Origin of the sequence: Pedobacter sp. AW31-3R (assembly GCF_052180285.1) — a bacterium.
In the GTDB taxonomy this organism is placed as follows: domain Bacteria; phylum Bacteroidota; class Bacteroidia; order Sphingobacteriales; family Sphingobacteriaceae; genus Pedobacter.
The window spans coordinates 1,089,018-1,104,440 of sequence record NZ_CP197475.1 but is presented as its reverse complement, the minus strand read 5'-3'; the positions used below and the strand labels follow the sequence as shown (position 1 = coordinate 1,104,440).

The window sequence follows — 15,423 nt, the reverse complement described above, 5'->3', positions numbered from 1 at the left end:
TTTGGCTCCGTACAAATGATTACCATCATAAGAAATGATAAGGATCACATTTATGCGCTAATTTTTAAAGATGTGCAGATTATAGATTGGGTGCTGAACAAAATCAATAAACGACGTAAATAATAAACAAACGCCTTAATGATGAGGGCTGAAGCAAATAATTAGAATATGGTATTGTTATTCAACCTGCTTTTCCTGGTGCTTATCCTGCGGCTTTCCTTTGAAAAGAAGATGATGACTATACTGTTGTATAAGAAGTGGCCTGGCCTGATTACAATACAGCACCTGATATTCTGGCTGGCATTTGTATTGCTGAACAGCTATTTATACCTGCAACTCTTTGGCCTGGCCCAGGGAATCTACCGGCTCCTATTTATGCTGGCGATCAATATCCCCCTCTACCACCTCTGCTACAGTAAGCTGGTACCTGAATATTATCAGACTAAAAAATATGCGGAATATATCCGCTATACAGCTGTTGTATTTGTCATTTCCTGCCTGCTTAGGATTTTAATTGAACCAGAGGTGTTTTCAGGAAATCCTATTTCCCTGGGTACCCTGCTATTGCTGGTTTATGTGACACAAACGATAATCATTCTCATCGCTTCCTTACTGGGGATATCAAAATATAAGATGATTGTGGAAAATGAACTCGCGCGACTGGAAATCCTGAAAAAAGAAGCGGACCTCGATCTCATGAAGTCAAAGATTAATCCACATTTTCTGTTCAATACTTTAAACAACATCTATTCTCATAGTTATGCAACAGATATTAGTTCAGCGAACCTGATCAAACAGTTGAGCCTGTTGCTGCAATACACCACCTATGAAACAGGAAAGAAAAGGATAGTGGTGGACAAGGAAATACAAATGATTGCTGCGCTGAGCAGTCTATACCAGCTAAAACACAATAGGGAGTTAAATCTGGACTTCAACTATGTGGCTGAGGATTTGTACCATTTAATAGAAATCCCTCCGACAATCTATTTTACACTTTTCGAAAATGCAATTAAACATTCGGCCCTGGGTGCAGACCAAAAGGCTTTTATCCATGCTGGTTTAGTGCTTACCGGAGACCGGCTGATTTTTACCATTACCAATTACAGATCTGCCCTTCAGCAAAAGGACACGGTTCACAATTATAATGGTGTCGGACTAACGGTATTAAAAACCATTATGAACCTGGAATATCCCGATAACTTTGAATTGCAGGTTACTGAATCAGAAACAGAATATTCTACCGTCTTAACAATTAATATATGACAAGTCTAAGCGCTATCTATGTCGATGATGAAATGCCAGCCCTGGAATTGATAAAAAACTATTGCAGCAGCATTCCTGAGCTCCGTCTTCTGGCCTGCTTCAGACAGGCTGCGGAGGCCCTTGAATTCATCAAAAAAAATGACGTTGATTTGCTGATCCTGGATATTCAGATGCCCGAAATCTCCGGAGTGGATATGGTAAAAATGATTCCGCCGGGTAAATTGATCATATTCATCACTGCCGACCCCGGACATGCCGCACAAGCTTACGAGCTTGATGTCATCGATTACCTGGTCAAACCTGTATTTCCTGAACGTTTCCTCAAAGCGGTACAAAAAGCAGTTGATTACCAGAAATACCTTGAATCCAGCAATCTTCAGGATTATATCATTTTCAAATCGGATTATATGGTCAATAAACTCCCTATTGATGAGATCCATTGGATTGAAGGCTGTGGGGAATACCTGAAAATTGTGACCAGGTTTAAACAGTATATGGTATTGCAACGACTGAATGATTTTCTGGAAAAACACGACCAGTTCGGATTTATACGGATTCACAAATCATACATCGTTTTAAAAGACCATATTGAATCCCGCAATTCGCAATGGGCAATTCTGAAAAATGGCAAACAGCTTCCTATTGGCAGGACATATAAAGATACTTTTAGCTAAAAACCCAACCGTTTGCGCTATATCAGCATGCCTGGACAACTATACTGTGGACAATTTTACGTCTAAAATTTATCAGGCATGACCTCTCAAAAATGGGGGCTTTAATTTTTTATGATATGCATCATTTGTTGCCGATTTGTCCCTCACATTAAAACATTTATTTCTAATTTTAGCCTGACGGTGATCTGTCTGCTGACAGACAACAGATTTTAAACAAAATCATTAATTCTTAACCTATAGTAATGATTATTCAGTGCGTAATTATTTTTGGTTGCCTCGCTTTGGGAGAACTTATCGTAAGCATTACCGGTATCCAGCTTCCGTCCAGTATCATTGGCATGTTATTACTTACCTTGTTTTTGAAAATGGGCTGGGTAAAATTACATTGGGTGAAAGGTTTTGCAGATTTTTTATCTAAGAACCTGGCTTTATTCTTTGTGCCTTCCGGTGTAGCGATTATGCTTTATCTGGATGTGATCCAAAACTCCTTACTCGCGATCCTGGTATCTGCTTTTGGCAGCACTGTTATTATCCTGGCCGTAACGGGCTGGGTTCATCAATTGATCCGGAAAAAGTTATGAATACATTTTTACAGGGGCATGTATTTATTATCTCGTTCACTTTCGTTGTCTATTTCCTTGCGCAGGTTTTGCAGCGAAAAACAAAATTGGTGATCCTCAACCCTATCCTGGTATCAATTGTCATCATCATTGTCTTCCTGTCGGTCTTCAAAATTGATTACAAGGTATACCATGAGGGAAGCAGGCTGATCGACTTTTTTCTTAAACCTGCGGTGGTTGCCTTAGGTGTCCCCCTGTATCAGCAACTGGAAAAAATAAGGAAACAAACGCTTCATATTGTGATCTCTGAAATTGCCGGTTGTGTTGCCGGTATTGTCAGTGTAGTACTTCTGGCAAAAGTGATGGGGGCTCCGCGTGAAGTCGTGCTGTCTTTAGCCCCAAAATCTGTCACCACACCAATTGCGATAGAAGTTTCCAAAGTAGTAGGTGGTATTCCTCCACTCACCGCTTCTGTTGTGATTGTGGTAGGTATCTTCGGCTCTATTTACGGATATCAGTTTATGAAATGGGCAAAAGTACATAATCCGGTATCACAGGGTTTGTCTATGGGAACTGCAGCACATGCTGTTGGTACTTCCAAATCTTTGGAAATCAGTCCTTCATTTGGTGCCTTCTCCAGTCTCGGCTTAATTATGAATGGCATTTTCACCGCCATACTAACCCCCTATATTCTCGCATTATTGGGGTATCTGCATCTTTTCTAACAAAAGCATTCGCCTGGTGTCCCTACAGTAGCCGTATCCCAGACGCTTTGCCTATTCCTTCCTATATAGATCCTCAACATCAGCTGTATTTTTTGGATCCGGTACCGCCCTTCCCTGCGGAATCATAAAAATTATAAGCTAAAAACTTCCAGCTTCCCCTTTCTCTCTGTAAAAAAGGCCTGAAAATCTGACACAGCCACTTGCTTTTTTCTCAAAAAAATATCAAATCAGCAATTTTTTGCTATAAACCCACCCAAATAAAACAATATTCAATTTTTATCCACCAGGAATATACACTTTTTGAAAAATTGAGTCCACCCTTATAATCTTTGCCACAAAACTCAAAATACTACACAAAAAATCACTATTTTGTATACCATAAACACCTAACTATTAACTAATTCAAACCATATGATGAAAAAACTACTCATTTCTTTCATTTTATCTTGCTGTACCCTGATTTTTGCCTTTGGGCAAGACAGGGTAATCAGCGGCAAGGTAACCTCTGCCAATGCAGAGCCACTTCCCGGAGTCAGTGTCAGACTCAAAGGTTCAGCTTCGGTTGCCACACAGACAGATGCAAGCGGGGTTTATAAACTAATAGTTCCCGCACAGGCAAAAACATTGGTCTTCTCCTTTATATCTTACAAAATGAAGGAAGTACCTGTTACAGGTTTGACCTTAAATGTTACACTGGAAGAAGACCTGAACAACTTATCAGAAATTGTCGTGGTGGGGTACGGAACCCAGAATAAGAAGGATGTGACGGGTTCAATCTCCCAGGTGAAGGCAAAAGATCTGGAGAACTTACCCGTAACGAGTTTTGAATCTGCGATGCAGGGCAGGGCTGCCGGTGTCATGGTATCTTCTACAAGTGGTAAACTGGGGCAGGGGATCACCGTCAGGGTAAGGGGATCAGGTTCCGTAACGGCAAGTAGTGAGCCATTTTATGTAGTAGATGGAATACCCTATAGTACTGGCGACCTTTCCAGCACCACTGCTCCGACAAATCCATTGGCAGATTTAAATCCGACAGATATAGAATCAATCGAAATCCTGAAAGATGCTTATGCATCGGCCATTTATGGTTCACGTGCTGCCAACGGTGTAGTATTGATCACGACCAAACAAGGTAAAGCTGGTAAAACGGCCGTCAATTTCAGTGCAATAGGCGGTATCAGCTCCCCTTCCAACCACAGGGATTTCTTAAATGCTGAACAGTATGTACAATTAATGCGAAGAGCCGGTGTAGGCGCCGCCATTCTTGAATTTAATGCCGGCGATTTTAGTACACCGGAGGAAGCACTTGCCGATTATGAGGAATATATAGAAGGCCGGTTAAACAGGTATTCTGCTGGAAATGACGATTACCAGACCTACAAAGTAAATTCCAACTGGGAAAAGGCCGCTTTTCAGGACAATCCAACCTATCAGCAGTATGACTTGAATTTCACCGGAGGTTCAGACAAAACTAAATTTTATATTGGTGGTCAGGCGCTGGACCAAAACGGAATCATTGTAGGAAACAGTTACAAGAGATACAGTGGCAGGTTAAACCTGACCAATAAAGCCACAGATTTCCTGGAAGTCGGGGTTAACCTGAACTTCACAAATAGTATTAACAACAGACTTTCCAATGATAATGCTTTCTCTAATCCTATCCAGGCAGTAGCCTTATCCCCTATTACCCCATTTATTGATCCGCGTACAGGACTGGTCAGTGGTACACTTCCCGGTGAGGCTTCCGTTTTTCCGGTATACTATAATCCATTTATTTCGGTTGACAATGCATTTTATAAAGCAACAACTTACCGTACTGTAGGAAAAGCATTTGCAAACCTGAACTTATTGAAAGGACTAAAGTTCAGCACTGAATTTTCAGTAGACAATACCAATCAGGATGAGGAAAGTTATTATGGTTCCTTAACCTTCCGGAATACAGGTTCTTCCGGAGGTAACGGAGACAACATCTCCACTACAGTTATGAATACCAACATTAACAATTTTTTAAGCTATAACACTCCAATAGGTGAAAAAGGAATACTGGATGCGACCTTAGGAAACAGTTATCAGAAATCAACTACTAAGCTTAGCACACTTGAAGGGGCCGATTTCCCTTCTGATGCCTATAAAAAAATAGAAAGCGCTGCGAATAAACTTACAGCGAACAGTGAAGAAGAAGCTTTTAGTTTTCTCTCCTACTTCTTCAGGGCGAATTACAAATATGATAATAAATACGTAATCGGATTTAGTATCCGGAGAGATGGATCTTCACGTTTTGGAGTGAATAATAATTATGGTAACTTCCCAGCGGGATCGGTAGCTTGGATTGCTTCAGAAGAGGATTTTCTTAAACCCATTGAAGCCATCAGCTTATTAAAATTAAGACTAAGCTATGGTCTGACCGGAAACGCCGAAATTTCGAATTATGCTGCCAAAGCATTATATAGTGGTACAGGAGCGTATGGTGGTTTACCAGGACAAATTCCCCTGCAAATTTCAAACCCCAATTTAACATGGGAAAAAACAAAACAACTCGATATCGGTCTGGATTTCGGTTTACTCAATAACAGAATCTCAGGCACATTTGATTATTATGAAAAGCGCACCAATGATCTTTTACTGGAAAAGCCAATTCCACAGACAACAGGTTACGCTACCATCAATGAAAACATAGGCTCTCTTACCAACAGAGGTTTTGAAATAGGTATCAATACAGAAAACTTCAGGGGTGAATTCAAATGGTCTACTTCCTTTACCTCGGGATACAATAAAAACAAAATCACCAACCTTGGCGGGCAGATATTGAATACCAATGAAATCAATGCGGCTATCGCAGGTCAGCCCATAGGTGTATTTTACATGCCTGAATATGCCGGGGTAGACCCATCGAATGGTGATGCTATATATTATCTGAACACCACCAACGAAGATGGAACAATTAACAGGGGAACAACAAATCAGATCAATGAGGCCCAAAGAATATTTGCCGGTAATCCTGCCCCTACTTATACCTTCGGCATCAGTAACTCATTTTCTTATAAAAATGTAGAATTGACTGTATTCTTTCAGGGCGTTGAGGGCAATAAAATATTCAATGGCGGGGGTACCTTTATGAGTGCGAATGGATCAAACGGCTTTGATAACCAGACCGTTGATCAGATGAATTACTGGAATACCCCTGGTGATATCACTGACATTCCAGAGCCCCGGTTCGGTTACGGAAATGGTGTTGGTACCTCTACCAGGTATCTTTCCAATGGTTCATACCTTCGCCTGAAAACATTGACATTAGCTTATAATGTTCCTTCAGCACTGCTGAACAAAATAAAAGTAAGCAGGTTAAAAGTGTTCGCCACAGCACAGAATCTGTTAACTATCACAGGGTATACCGGATGGGATCCGGAAGTAAACGCAGATTACCAGGCCACTAATATTAACCAGGGTGTGGATTTTTACTCTGCTCCACAACCCAGAGTCATCTCCCTTGGCGTAAATATTAGTTTATAACCCAAAACAGAAATATTATGAAAAAGATTTATATATATCGTTTACTATTCCTTTCCATCCTTGCGGTTGCAGTATTCTCCTGCAAGAATGTCTTAGATGTAGCCCCTGTGAATGACATTGAACAAAGGGATGCCCTGAAAACTTCTCAGGATGTGAAGGCCGCGCTCATCGGTTCTTATTCCGATCTTGGAAACAGGAATTTTTACGGAGGAAGGCCATTTCTCATGGCTGATCTCATGGGTGATAACCAGGCCATCGATTGGTCTGGAACTTTTGAGGAACCCACTCAGGCCAGTAACAAGTCACTACTGAAGACCAATACCTATGTGAACAACATCTGGCGATATGGTTATAACGCCATTAATGATGTCAATCTTGTCCTGGGAGCTATTGCAATTGTAGATGAAGGGGAAAGAGATAAGGTGGAGGGTGAAGCTAAATTCATCAGAGGTTCTGCACATTTTGACCTGGTAAGACTTTTTGGAAGAGCCTACAATGATGGAAATCCCGCCGTTAACCCTGGCGTGCCCCTGATACTTACGCCTACTACAGAAATTACCGATGCCAGTTTTGTAGAACGCACTACGGTTGCCGCAGTATATGAGCAGGTGATTAAAGATTTGATGGAAGCAGAATCCTTATTACCAGAGAAGAATGGATTTTTTGCGACAAAATATGCAGCAACGGGTATGCTGGCCAGGGTTTATTTACAGATGGGGGATTATGTCAATGCAGCTGACGCTGCAAACAGAGTGATTAAATCGGGTGTTTACAGACTGGCATCTACCTATAGCGGGGCATTCCCTGTTAGGCCTGTAATTGGCAGTCCTTCAACACCTGGTTCCAATACCCCTGAAGATATCTTTGCCATGCAGGTAAATACACTTACCGGATACAATAGCTATAATGAATTTTACGGATCCTCCACCTATGGAGGAAGAGGAGATGCGGTTATTTCTTCCACATGGATAGCCAATACATATGAAGCCGGTGATGACCGTATCAACAATTTCTATGATGATGGTGATATTTTCACTTCAAAATATGCCAATCGATACGGGAATGTTTCCATACTGAGGCTGGCGGAAATGTATCTCATCAGAGCGGAGAGCAATCAGCGCAATGGCGGCGAACCAGTGGGACAATCGCCATTGGAAGATCTTTCTGTCATCCGCAGCAGAGCAGGTCTAACCACCACTTCTGCTACCCTCGATGATATCCTACTGGAAAGAAAACGCGAACTTGCTTTTGAAGGTTTCTTTTTACATGATGCAAAAAGAACAGAAACCAATGTGGGAAACATTGCCTGGAATGCCAATGCCCTGGTTTTCCCTATTCCGCAGATTGAAATTGATGCCAATAACAAACTGCTTCAAAATCCTGGTTACCAATAACGTTCTCGTTTGTTTATACCCTGAAGAGGTGGCCATCGCAAGATGGCCGCCTCTTTATGTAGAGCCTTCAGGATTCCCTGACCAGATCAACTATACAGCGTTCCCTTTGTAAAGCTTTCATGAAGTTATCCCGCTCATAAACGGTCTTGATCATGGCTTCATCTTTTTTATAGGTATTCTTCAGCTCTTTCCTGTTTAAAGCCTGGGAAAAACGCCTTACATCTTCAGGACTTTTCAGAATCAATCCTGGTACCTCCTTCGGCTTATTGTCATCCCCAATAGCCACCATCGTGAAATAACTGGTATTGGTATGTTTAATCACTTTGCTCTTCAGGTTTTCCGAAATTACCCTGATGCCTATAATCATAGAGGTTTTACCCACATAATTTACAGAGGCCATCAGAGAAACCAGCTCCCCTACTTCCACCGGTGCCAGGAAATCCACCACATCAATGGATGCCGTAATACAATAGCCGTTTGCATGTTTGGCACCACATACATAAGCTACTTTATCCATCAGGCTCAGGATAATTCCTCCATGGATTTTTCCACCAAAATTGGAATAAGAAGGAATCATCAATTCAGTAAGTGTGGTTTGGGAACTCGCAACAGGTTTATAATCTTCCATGAAAATCGTTTTTAATGCAATTTAACCTTTTTTACTGCCTGCACAAATTTCTGAGGGTTAAGGTTCCTTTAAATTCCCGTCTTAAAAAACCATGTTTATTCATAGATTTGGAATATGATGGCCGCAGAAAAGAGAAGTATCCAGTTTGTTCCACTGCTGATGAATTTATTCATCCCCTATATCATCGCCGGACTGGGAGGCCTGATCACTGTCAAATCTGTCAACACCTGGTATCCCAGCCTCAGCAAACCGGCTTTTAATCCGCCAAACTGGTTATTCGGCCCGGTATGGTCAGTACTTTTTCTGCTGATTGGAATTTCGGCTTACCGGGTATGGATCAAAAGGAAACAGATCATCCATTTCCCGCGTACGGTAGCGATTTATTTCATCCAGCTGATCCTTAACCTGGGCTGGTCTTTCCTGTTTTTTTATAGCCACCAGATTGGGGCAGCGCTGATTGAAATCTTTGCCCTGCTGATCTCTATCGCCATCAATGCTGTCGTTTTCTATAAAATCGACAAGACTGCCGGCCTGCTTTTTATTCCTTATTTTTTATGGGTAAGTTTTGCTTCATTTCTAACGTATAGCTTTTTTATACTGAATTAATTGTTTGAAACTTAATACGCTATTGCTTTAATTAATTCCAAAAGAACCTGTAATTTAGTAGGGTGATCCTGTCAAGAAGATTATTCCTTGTGATACTGTGTTTATGGGCATTTAATTTATCTGCACAGAAAGTTGGCGTGGTATTGAGCGGGGGTGGGGCGAAAGGGCTTTCCCACATTGGCACACTCAAAGCGCTGGAAGAAAACAATATTCCCGTAGATTACATCACCGGTACTTCCATGGGAGGAATTGTAGGGGCATTGTACGCTGCAGGATATTCCCCTCAGGAAATCGAAAAGATAGCGTTGAATTCCGATTTCCAGGATTGGGTAAGCGGAAAGTTCAAGAGTGATTACAGCTTTTACTTTCAGAAAACTTCCACGAATGCTTCCCTTATTACTGCCAAGCTGTCTATCGATACCGCATTGCGGATGAATTTCAGGTCGAATATAGTAAACGATATTCCCCTGAATTTTGCTTTGCTTGAACTTTTATCACAGGCCTCAGCCACAGCCAAAGACGATTTCAACCGTCTGTTTGTTCCCTACCGTTGCATGGTATCTGATATCTTTTCCCAGACCAGTATCATGGTCAAAAATGGCAGTCTGGCCGAGGCCGTGCGTGGCACCATGACTGTCCCCCTCATTTACAGGCCGATTAAACTGGACAACAAGTATGTGTTTGACGGAGGGCTGTATAATAATTTTCCTGCCGACGTGATGCAGAAAGAATTTAAGCCCGACTTTATCATTGGTGCAAATGTATCTGCCAAGAATTTTAATGAATATCCAAAAAACGGTGACGAAAGGCTCATGAACAGACTAATGATGTTCATGTTCCTGTCCAAGTCTGATTCTACCCTGGTAGGGGAAAATGGGGTTTACATCCAACCAGACCTAAAAGGTTTTACGGCCAGTAATTTCAATCCTGTTGCCGAATTAATCCAACTGGGCTATGAGGCAACAATGGCCGAAATGCCGCAGATTAAACAGAAGCTCAGCCGCAGGGTAAGTGACAAAGAACTGGCAGATAAAAGGGCACTGTTCAACAGTAAAAAACCTGATCTTGTTTTTAACGCAGTGACGGTTTCAGGCGTAAATAGTCAGCAGAAAAGATATATAGAGCGGTTATTTAAAAGAGATAAAGCAACATTCAACCTCAGTGACATTAAACAAGGATACTATAAACTGGTGGCAGATGAGACTTTTGAAACCATTTACCCCAGGATTTCCTATGACCCTAAATCAGACGGTTATACCTTTGAGATCCTTGCCCAACCAAGAAAGAGCCTTAAATTGGATGTCGGTGGCAATATATCCACCAGGGCAATAAGCAATGTTTTTCTGGGTGTCCAGTATAATTACCTTAACCGCAAGGCCTATACCTTTGGGGCAGACTTCTATTCCGGACGTTTTTATGAATCTGCACAGCTGCAGGGTCGAATAGATTATCCCAGCCGGCTACCCTTTTTCCTGGCAATGGAAATGACATTCAACCACTTTAACTATTACAATACGAGTCAGATTTTCATTGAAAACCCAAATCCTACCTATATTGAACAAAGTGACCGGAAAATAGAGCTCAAAGCGGGTATTCCCCTGAATAAAAATACCAAAATCACCCTCAGTAATTCCTTCATTAACAACAGTGACCATTACAGTCCTAACAATACTTTCGGCACGGGCGACATCCTGGATGAAACCATCTTCAACGGATGGAGATCTACCCTGGCTTTCGAACAAAATACACTGGACAGGAAACAGTACGCCACAAAAGGAAGGAATTTCCTGCTGAGCCTGAACTATTTCACTGGCAAAGAGAACTATACTCCCGGCAATATCTCACGCTTCAGCACAGATCAGGAAAACATGACGGCAGGTGAGATCATGATCAAGAGAACATTCAGGGAATGGGTGAATATTAAAATAAGCGATGAAAATTATTTCTTCCATAAATCACGGTATACGCTGGGTTATCTGGTCGAAGGGGTGATTTCCAATCAGCCCCTATTTCATAACTATTATTCCACATTGCTGGTGGCACCTGCTTTTTATCCACTGCAGGACAGCAGGTCGTTGTTCTTGGAAAGGTTTAGGGCAAGCAGTTATCTGGCGGGGGGATTAAGAAACATCTTCAAATTCCGCCGTAATCTCGACCTGAGGATTGAAGCTTATGCCTTTATTCCCTACAAGGAGTTTGAACAGAATGGCTTCCAGCAGATCAAGAATACAGGAACCTTCAACCGCTTCCATTATGCCGGTACGGCAGGACTGGTTTACCATACACCGGTTGGCCCCATTAGTTTTAGCTATAATTTGTATGATGACCCGATAAAAAGAAACGGCGTTTTACTACATTTGGGGTATCTTATTTATAATAAACGTTCTATAGAATAATGAAGAAAATCTACTATTGCCTGATGCTGATGATGATTTCTGCTGCAGGTTTTGCACAGACTGCTGATATCAATAATTTCATTGTAAAAGAAAGCCTGTTGAAGAACAGTAAACTGGCGATCATCGCTACCGATTCCCTTGAAAATCCACTGGAATCGATCAACGGACTTTACACTTTCAGTGTCAGTGGGTTTACGCAGCAAGCAAAGTTCAATGATGGGGTGGCAGTATTGCCATTGCAGCTGGAAAGGTCGGCCTTTGTCTACATCAAACACCAGAATGACAATGGTACACACAGCAAGTTGCTGTATGTGTATAAAAAGGACGGGAGTTTAAATCCCTATACCATTAACAGCTTGTGGCTGGTACTGTTTCCGCTGCTGGTGATCTTCATCGCTTTTGCTTTCAGAAAGCTGATTATCTTCGCTGTAATCATCCTGCTGGTATTTATTTATTTTAACCACAGCAACGGACTTAACCTGTCAACTTTCTTCGAAACCATTTTCGACAGTTTAAAAAACGTCTTTTAGAAAGGCAGCCCGATACCGAAATTATATTGCAGGAACCGGTAAGTATCCGGACTATTTGCTGCATTATAAACTTCCTTAAATTCCTTACCACCGCTAAAGAATTTGCCAATTACCCATTGATCGGATCCCTGAAACTGGGGATCCCTGAGTTTCAAACCAATATCAAAACGGAAAACAAAGTACTGGACATCATACCTGAAGCCCATTCCTGTTCCTACCCCCAGCTGATTGGCCAGGTTTTTAAAGTCGAAATAGGTCTCAGGCTGTGGGTTTCCAGGGGAAATATTCCACACATTACCGGCATCCAGGAAAAATGCCCCTTTAAGCTTGGCTCCAAAGAAATTATTGATTAACCTGAACCGGTATTCAAGGTTCGCTTCAATCCGCATCTGACCAAGCTGGTCAATCCCATACAAGGTTCTCCTTGCATCTTCTGTAGGTAAACGTTCTGCACGGTTGTATTTACCTGGCCCCAGTGTCCGCGCCTGCCATGCCCGCACACCGTTGGAGCCCCCCGCAAAAAACAGTTTCTCAAAGGGGACCGCTGTAGAATTCCCATAGGCATATCCCACTCCCCCATTGATCCTGGCTACAAACTGCCGGTCTTCCCCTAAACTTTTATACCACCTGATATCGACTTCCGGCCGGATGTACTGGTTAAAGGGCAATCCCAGAAACCTGGCATAATCCCCTTCAGAAGCGTTATGTTTTCTATCGGTAAGCCTGGTGACTGCACTCAATAAATTACCGGCCATATCCATCGTTCCGCGGAAGTAAATAAAAGACTTGTTCTGTAAAAGTTTATCCGCATTCAGGGAGTAGGCATATTTTATACCGAGGGTAATCAGCCTCCTGTCGAGTAGATTGATGGTATACCGGTTGGAATCGAGAAACAGCTTTCCCGCCTGTCCTGCTTGTGTATCTGAGGTATCAAGCAGCAAACTTCCAAAACGGTACTCAAAATTCAATGGCGTAAAGGAATGCAGTTTGGATTTGGTTTCCACCCATTGGTAACTCACCGAATTCAATAACACACGGCGTACAAACAGATCCTTTTGCAGTGCATAAACATAACTTGAAGAAAAGGTGGTATAGGGAATCCCGTTTTTCCCCATCATGGGAATGTTAAAAGGCACCATCAGCCGCGGAACAGACAAGCTGGAACTCACAGAGAAGTCACGCTGATAAATGTCATTAAAAAAAGAACCGCCCTGCCCTACACGGGATTGCAGTCCACCTTTAACCTGGAATTCAAAACGTTCCGCCCCCCTGAATATATTGTTGTTGGTATAGGTATTGCTTAGGGTAAAACCTATGGTACCCGCATTAAAAGGAATCTCTCCCTCTACCCTGTTGCTCATTCTTTTCTGAGGGGTTAGCAGGATAACAGGTTCGATGGTATTGGCCGTATCCTTCGATTTGACGTAATCAATTTTAACGTTTTTGAACACATTGAGTTCATATAAACGGTCGTAGGTAAGGTTTTCCTTATTCACATCATACACCTCTCCTTTTTTAATAAAATCGTACCGCAGGATAGGGTTCCTTCTGAAGCGTTTGGACAGGTCGGTATAACGAATTCCCCGGAAAGTACGTGGGTTGAGTTTTACGGAATCCGTAAAACCTTCTGTGGAAGGGGCAATAATCACATTACTTTGCCCGATCACATACTTCACATGATTGGGCCTGTTTTCCGGTGTGTCAATAAATAAAACGACATTGGCTTTACTGCTGTTCAGGGCTGAATCTACTTCAAAACGCACATAAGGGCGAAGAAACTCATAATATCCGTTTCCTTTCAGGACAGTAAAAATCTGCTCCCGCTCATAGGCCAGGGAATCATCATCATATTGCATTCCTTCCTTCAGGTGGGTAAACAATGATTTCTTATCCATATAAAGCTTGCTGACAGCAGTATCCGGTATATCGTACTTCACCTTATTGATAAAAAAAGCAGGCCCCGTAATGGCTTTAAAATCAACTTCTGCTTTTTGTTTATCCACCCTGATTTCAGATTTCACTTTAGCTTTGAAATATCCTTTGCTTATCAAAAACTTTTCAATTTGGTTGCGCGAAATTTCCACCAGTGTACTATCGAGAACTGGTGCCGGATTACCTACCGATTTAGTTTTGAAAAGGGAATAAAAAGTATTGTACAAACCCACATTGATACTGAACTTCGGTGCGGGACGAATATCTTTCTGTATATAGTTCAGTGACTCCTCTTTATACTTATCCGGGATGCTGTCTATTTCCACACTTTTTACAATGGACTGGTCTGGCTCAATAAATTTTGTAGAGGAACAGGCAGTGACAAAAAGAAGAATAAATAGTAATATTGCGGGAAAATTGAATTTCTTTTTATAATTAGCGTATGCTTTCAAAATCTCAGATAGGTTTTATAAAATCGTTACATCAAAAAAAGTACCGTAAAGAGAATGGGGTATTCATTATTGAAGGAATAAAATCAATTTCTGAATTTCTTCACTCCAGTTATCAGATTCAAAGCATCTATTTTCTGCCTCAATACCAGTCTTTACTACCTAAACTATTGCCAAATATAAAGTTATTTGAAGTAAACACTACCGAATTGGAAAAGATTAGTGCATTACAGGCCCCACAGGGCATTCTTGCAGTGGTGACCATCCCTCCTGTAGTTGATTTGGATAAAAATACTTTAAAAAACTCATTTTCACTGGTACTGGATGGGATTCAGGATCCTGGAAACCTGGGAACCATTATCAGAACGGCTGACTGGTTTGGTTTTAAACAGGTAATTTGTTCTGCAAATACGGTGGAGGTGTATAACCCGAAAACAGTACAGGCGACCATGGGTTCACTGGCACGTGTAAAGGTCAGCTACCAGAACCTTCCGGAATTTTTACAGGGGATACAATTGCCGGTTTTCGGGGCGATGCTGGATGGAAATAGTTTGTATGAGACCAAATGGGGAAACGAGGGACTTGTTGTGCTGGGGAATGAAGGACAGGGAGTGACTGAAGAAGTGATCAAATTAATTGATCGTCCGGTAACTATTCCCAGAGTGGGACAGGCTGAGTCATTGAACGTTGCAGTATCGGCCGCAATTTTTTGCGCAGATATCAGCAGATTTTTGCAAAAATAAATTGCATATTAAT

Annotated in this window: 12 protein-coding genes; 10 read left to right on the top strand and 2 right to left on the bottom strand. The window is 41.7% G+C overall.

Translation table 11 applies throughout. From position 1 onward, the window contains the following. Positions 1 to 168 precede the first annotated feature (168 nt). The 6 genes from ACSBL2_RS04625 (at position 169) to ACSBL2_RS04600 (ending at position 8,126) form a co-directional block, all read left to right on the top strand. Positions 169 to 1,263 carry a sensor histidine kinase gene (locus ACSBL2_RS04625; protein ID WP_442590494.1) on the top strand — a complete coding sequence of 365 codons (1,095 nt, stop codon included), beginning with the start codon at positions 169 to 171 and terminating at the stop codon, positions 1,261 to 1,263. Next, positions 1,260 to 1,937, top strand: coding sequence for a LytR/AlgR family response regulator transcription factor (locus ACSBL2_RS04620; RefSeq protein ID WP_442590493.1), 678 nt, complete (start codon positions 1,260 to 1,262; stop codon positions 1,935 to 1,937). Before ACSBL2_RS04625 ends, ACSBL2_RS04620 begins: the two co-directional genes overlap by 4 nt. Before the next feature lie 242 nt (positions 1,938 to 2,179). Further along, entirely contained in the window at positions 2,180 to 2,518 is a 339-nt protein-coding gene (locus ACSBL2_RS04615) for a CidA/LrgA family protein (protein WP_442590492.1), read from the top strand. Beyond that, positions 2,515 to 3,222 (top strand): LrgB family protein, encoded by a 708-nt coding sequence (locus ACSBL2_RS04610; RefSeq protein WP_442590491.1) that lies wholly within the window; start codon positions 2,515 to 2,517, stop codon positions 3,220 to 3,222. Before ACSBL2_RS04615 ends, ACSBL2_RS04610 begins: the two co-directional genes overlap by 4 nt. Positions 3,223 to 3,633: 411 nt before the next feature. Next, positions 3,634 to 6,732, top strand: a complete 3,099-nt coding sequence (locus tag ACSBL2_RS04605) for a SusC/RagA family TonB-linked outer membrane protein (RefSeq protein WP_442590490.1) — start codon at positions 3,634 to 3,636, stop codon at positions 6,730 to 6,732. Between the two features lie 17 nt (positions 6,733 to 6,749). After that, complete coding sequence (locus ACSBL2_RS04600; RefSeq protein ID WP_442590489.1) at positions 6,750 to 8,126, top strand: RagB/SusD family nutrient uptake outer membrane protein; 1,377 nt, start codon at positions 6,750 to 6,752, stop codon at positions 8,124 to 8,126. Between the two features lie 67 nt (positions 8,127 to 8,193). Here ACSBL2_RS04600 and ACSBL2_RS04595 read toward each other — a convergent pair whose 3' ends face one another. Next, the gene (locus ACSBL2_RS04595) at positions 8,194 to 8,754 is read right to left on the bottom strand and encodes an acyl-CoA thioesterase (protein WP_442590488.1); all 561 of its coding nucleotides are present in this window, start codon (positions 8,752 to 8,754) and stop codon (positions 8,194 to 8,196) included. 114 nt (positions 8,755 to 8,868) lie between these two features. Here ACSBL2_RS04595 and ACSBL2_RS04590 point away from each other — a divergent pair, with 114 nt between their 5' ends. The 3 genes from ACSBL2_RS04590 to ACSBL2_RS04580 all read left to right on the top strand — a co-directional run bounded on the left by ACSBL2_RS04590 (position 8,869) and on the right by ACSBL2_RS04580 (position 12,286). Then, the gene (locus tag ACSBL2_RS04590; RefSeq protein ID WP_442590487.1) at positions 8,869 to 9,360 is read left to right on the top strand and encodes a TspO/MBR family protein; all 492 of its coding nucleotides are present in this window, start codon (positions 8,869 to 8,871) and stop codon (positions 9,358 to 9,360) included. Between the two features lie 89 nt (positions 9,361 to 9,449). After that, positions 9,450 to 11,756, top strand: coding sequence for a patatin-like phospholipase family protein (locus ACSBL2_RS04585; RefSeq protein WP_442590486.1), 2,307 nt, complete (start codon positions 9,450 to 9,452; stop codon positions 11,754 to 11,756). Continuing rightward, positions 11,756 to 12,286 carry a hypothetical protein gene (locus ACSBL2_RS04580; RefSeq protein ID WP_442590485.1) on the top strand — a complete coding sequence of 177 codons (531 nt, stop codon included), beginning with the start codon at positions 11,756 to 11,758 and terminating at the stop codon, positions 12,284 to 12,286. The genes ACSBL2_RS04585 and ACSBL2_RS04580 overlap by 1 nt, the downstream gene beginning before the upstream one ends. On the opposite strand, the gene tamL is transcribed toward ACSBL2_RS04580, so the two are convergent. Next, positions 12,283 to 14,670, bottom strand: coding sequence for a translocation and assembly module lipoprotein TamL (gene tamL / locus ACSBL2_RS04575; protein ID WP_442590484.1), 2,388 nt, complete (start codon positions 14,668 to 14,670; stop codon positions 12,283 to 12,285). The genes ACSBL2_RS04580 and tamL overlap by 4 nt on opposite strands. Between tamL and ACSBL2_RS04570 the strand changes: the two genes are divergently transcribed. Further along, the gene (locus ACSBL2_RS04570; RefSeq protein WP_442590483.1) at positions 14,661 to 15,410 is read left to right on the top strand and encodes a TrmH family RNA methyltransferase; all 750 of its coding nucleotides are present in this window, start codon (positions 14,661 to 14,663) and stop codon (positions 15,408 to 15,410) included. The two genes, tamL and ACSBL2_RS04570, sit on opposite strands and share 10 nt — an antisense overlap. Positions 15,411 to 15,423 lie beyond the last annotated feature (13 nt).

Bases quoted from the DNA above. Each gene is read 5' to 3' on its own strand.
- ACSBL2_RS04615 (WP_442590492.1), top strand. From the start codon at position 2,180: ATGATTATTCAGTGCGTAATTATTTTTGGTTGCCTCGCTTTGGGAGAA.
- ACSBL2_RS04570 (WP_442590483.1), top strand. From the start codon at position 14,661: ATGCTTTCAAAATCTCAGATAGGTTTTATAAAATCGTTACATCAAAAA.
- ACSBL2_RS04625 (WP_442590494.1), top strand. From the start codon at position 169: ATGGTATTGTTATTCAACCTGCTTTTCCTGGTGCTTATCCTGCGGCTT.
- ACSBL2_RS04595 (WP_442590488.1), bottom strand. From the start codon at position 8,754: ATGGAAGATTATAAACCTGTTGCGAGTTCCCAAACCACACTTACTGAA.
- ACSBL2_RS04610 (WP_442590491.1), top strand. From the start codon at position 2,515: ATGAATACATTTTTACAGGGGCATGTATTTATTATCTCGTTCACTTTC.
- ACSBL2_RS04580 (WP_442590485.1), top strand. From the start codon at position 11,756: ATGAAGAAAATCTACTATTGCCTGATGCTGATGATGATTTCTGCTGCA.
- ACSBL2_RS04600 (WP_442590489.1), top strand. From the start codon at position 6,750: ATGAAAAAGATTTATATATATCGTTTACTATTCCTTTCCATCCTTGCG.
- ACSBL2_RS04620 (WP_442590493.1), top strand. From the start codon at position 1,260: ATGACAAGTCTAAGCGCTATCTATGTCGATGATGAAATGCCAGCCCTG.
- ACSBL2_RS04590 (WP_442590487.1), top strand. From the start codon at position 8,869: ATGATGGCCGCAGAAAAGAGAAGTATCCAGTTTGTTCCACTGCTGATG.
- ACSBL2_RS04605 (WP_442590490.1), top strand. From the start codon at position 3,634: ATGATGAAAAAACTACTCATTTCTTTCATTTTATCTTGCTGTACCCTG.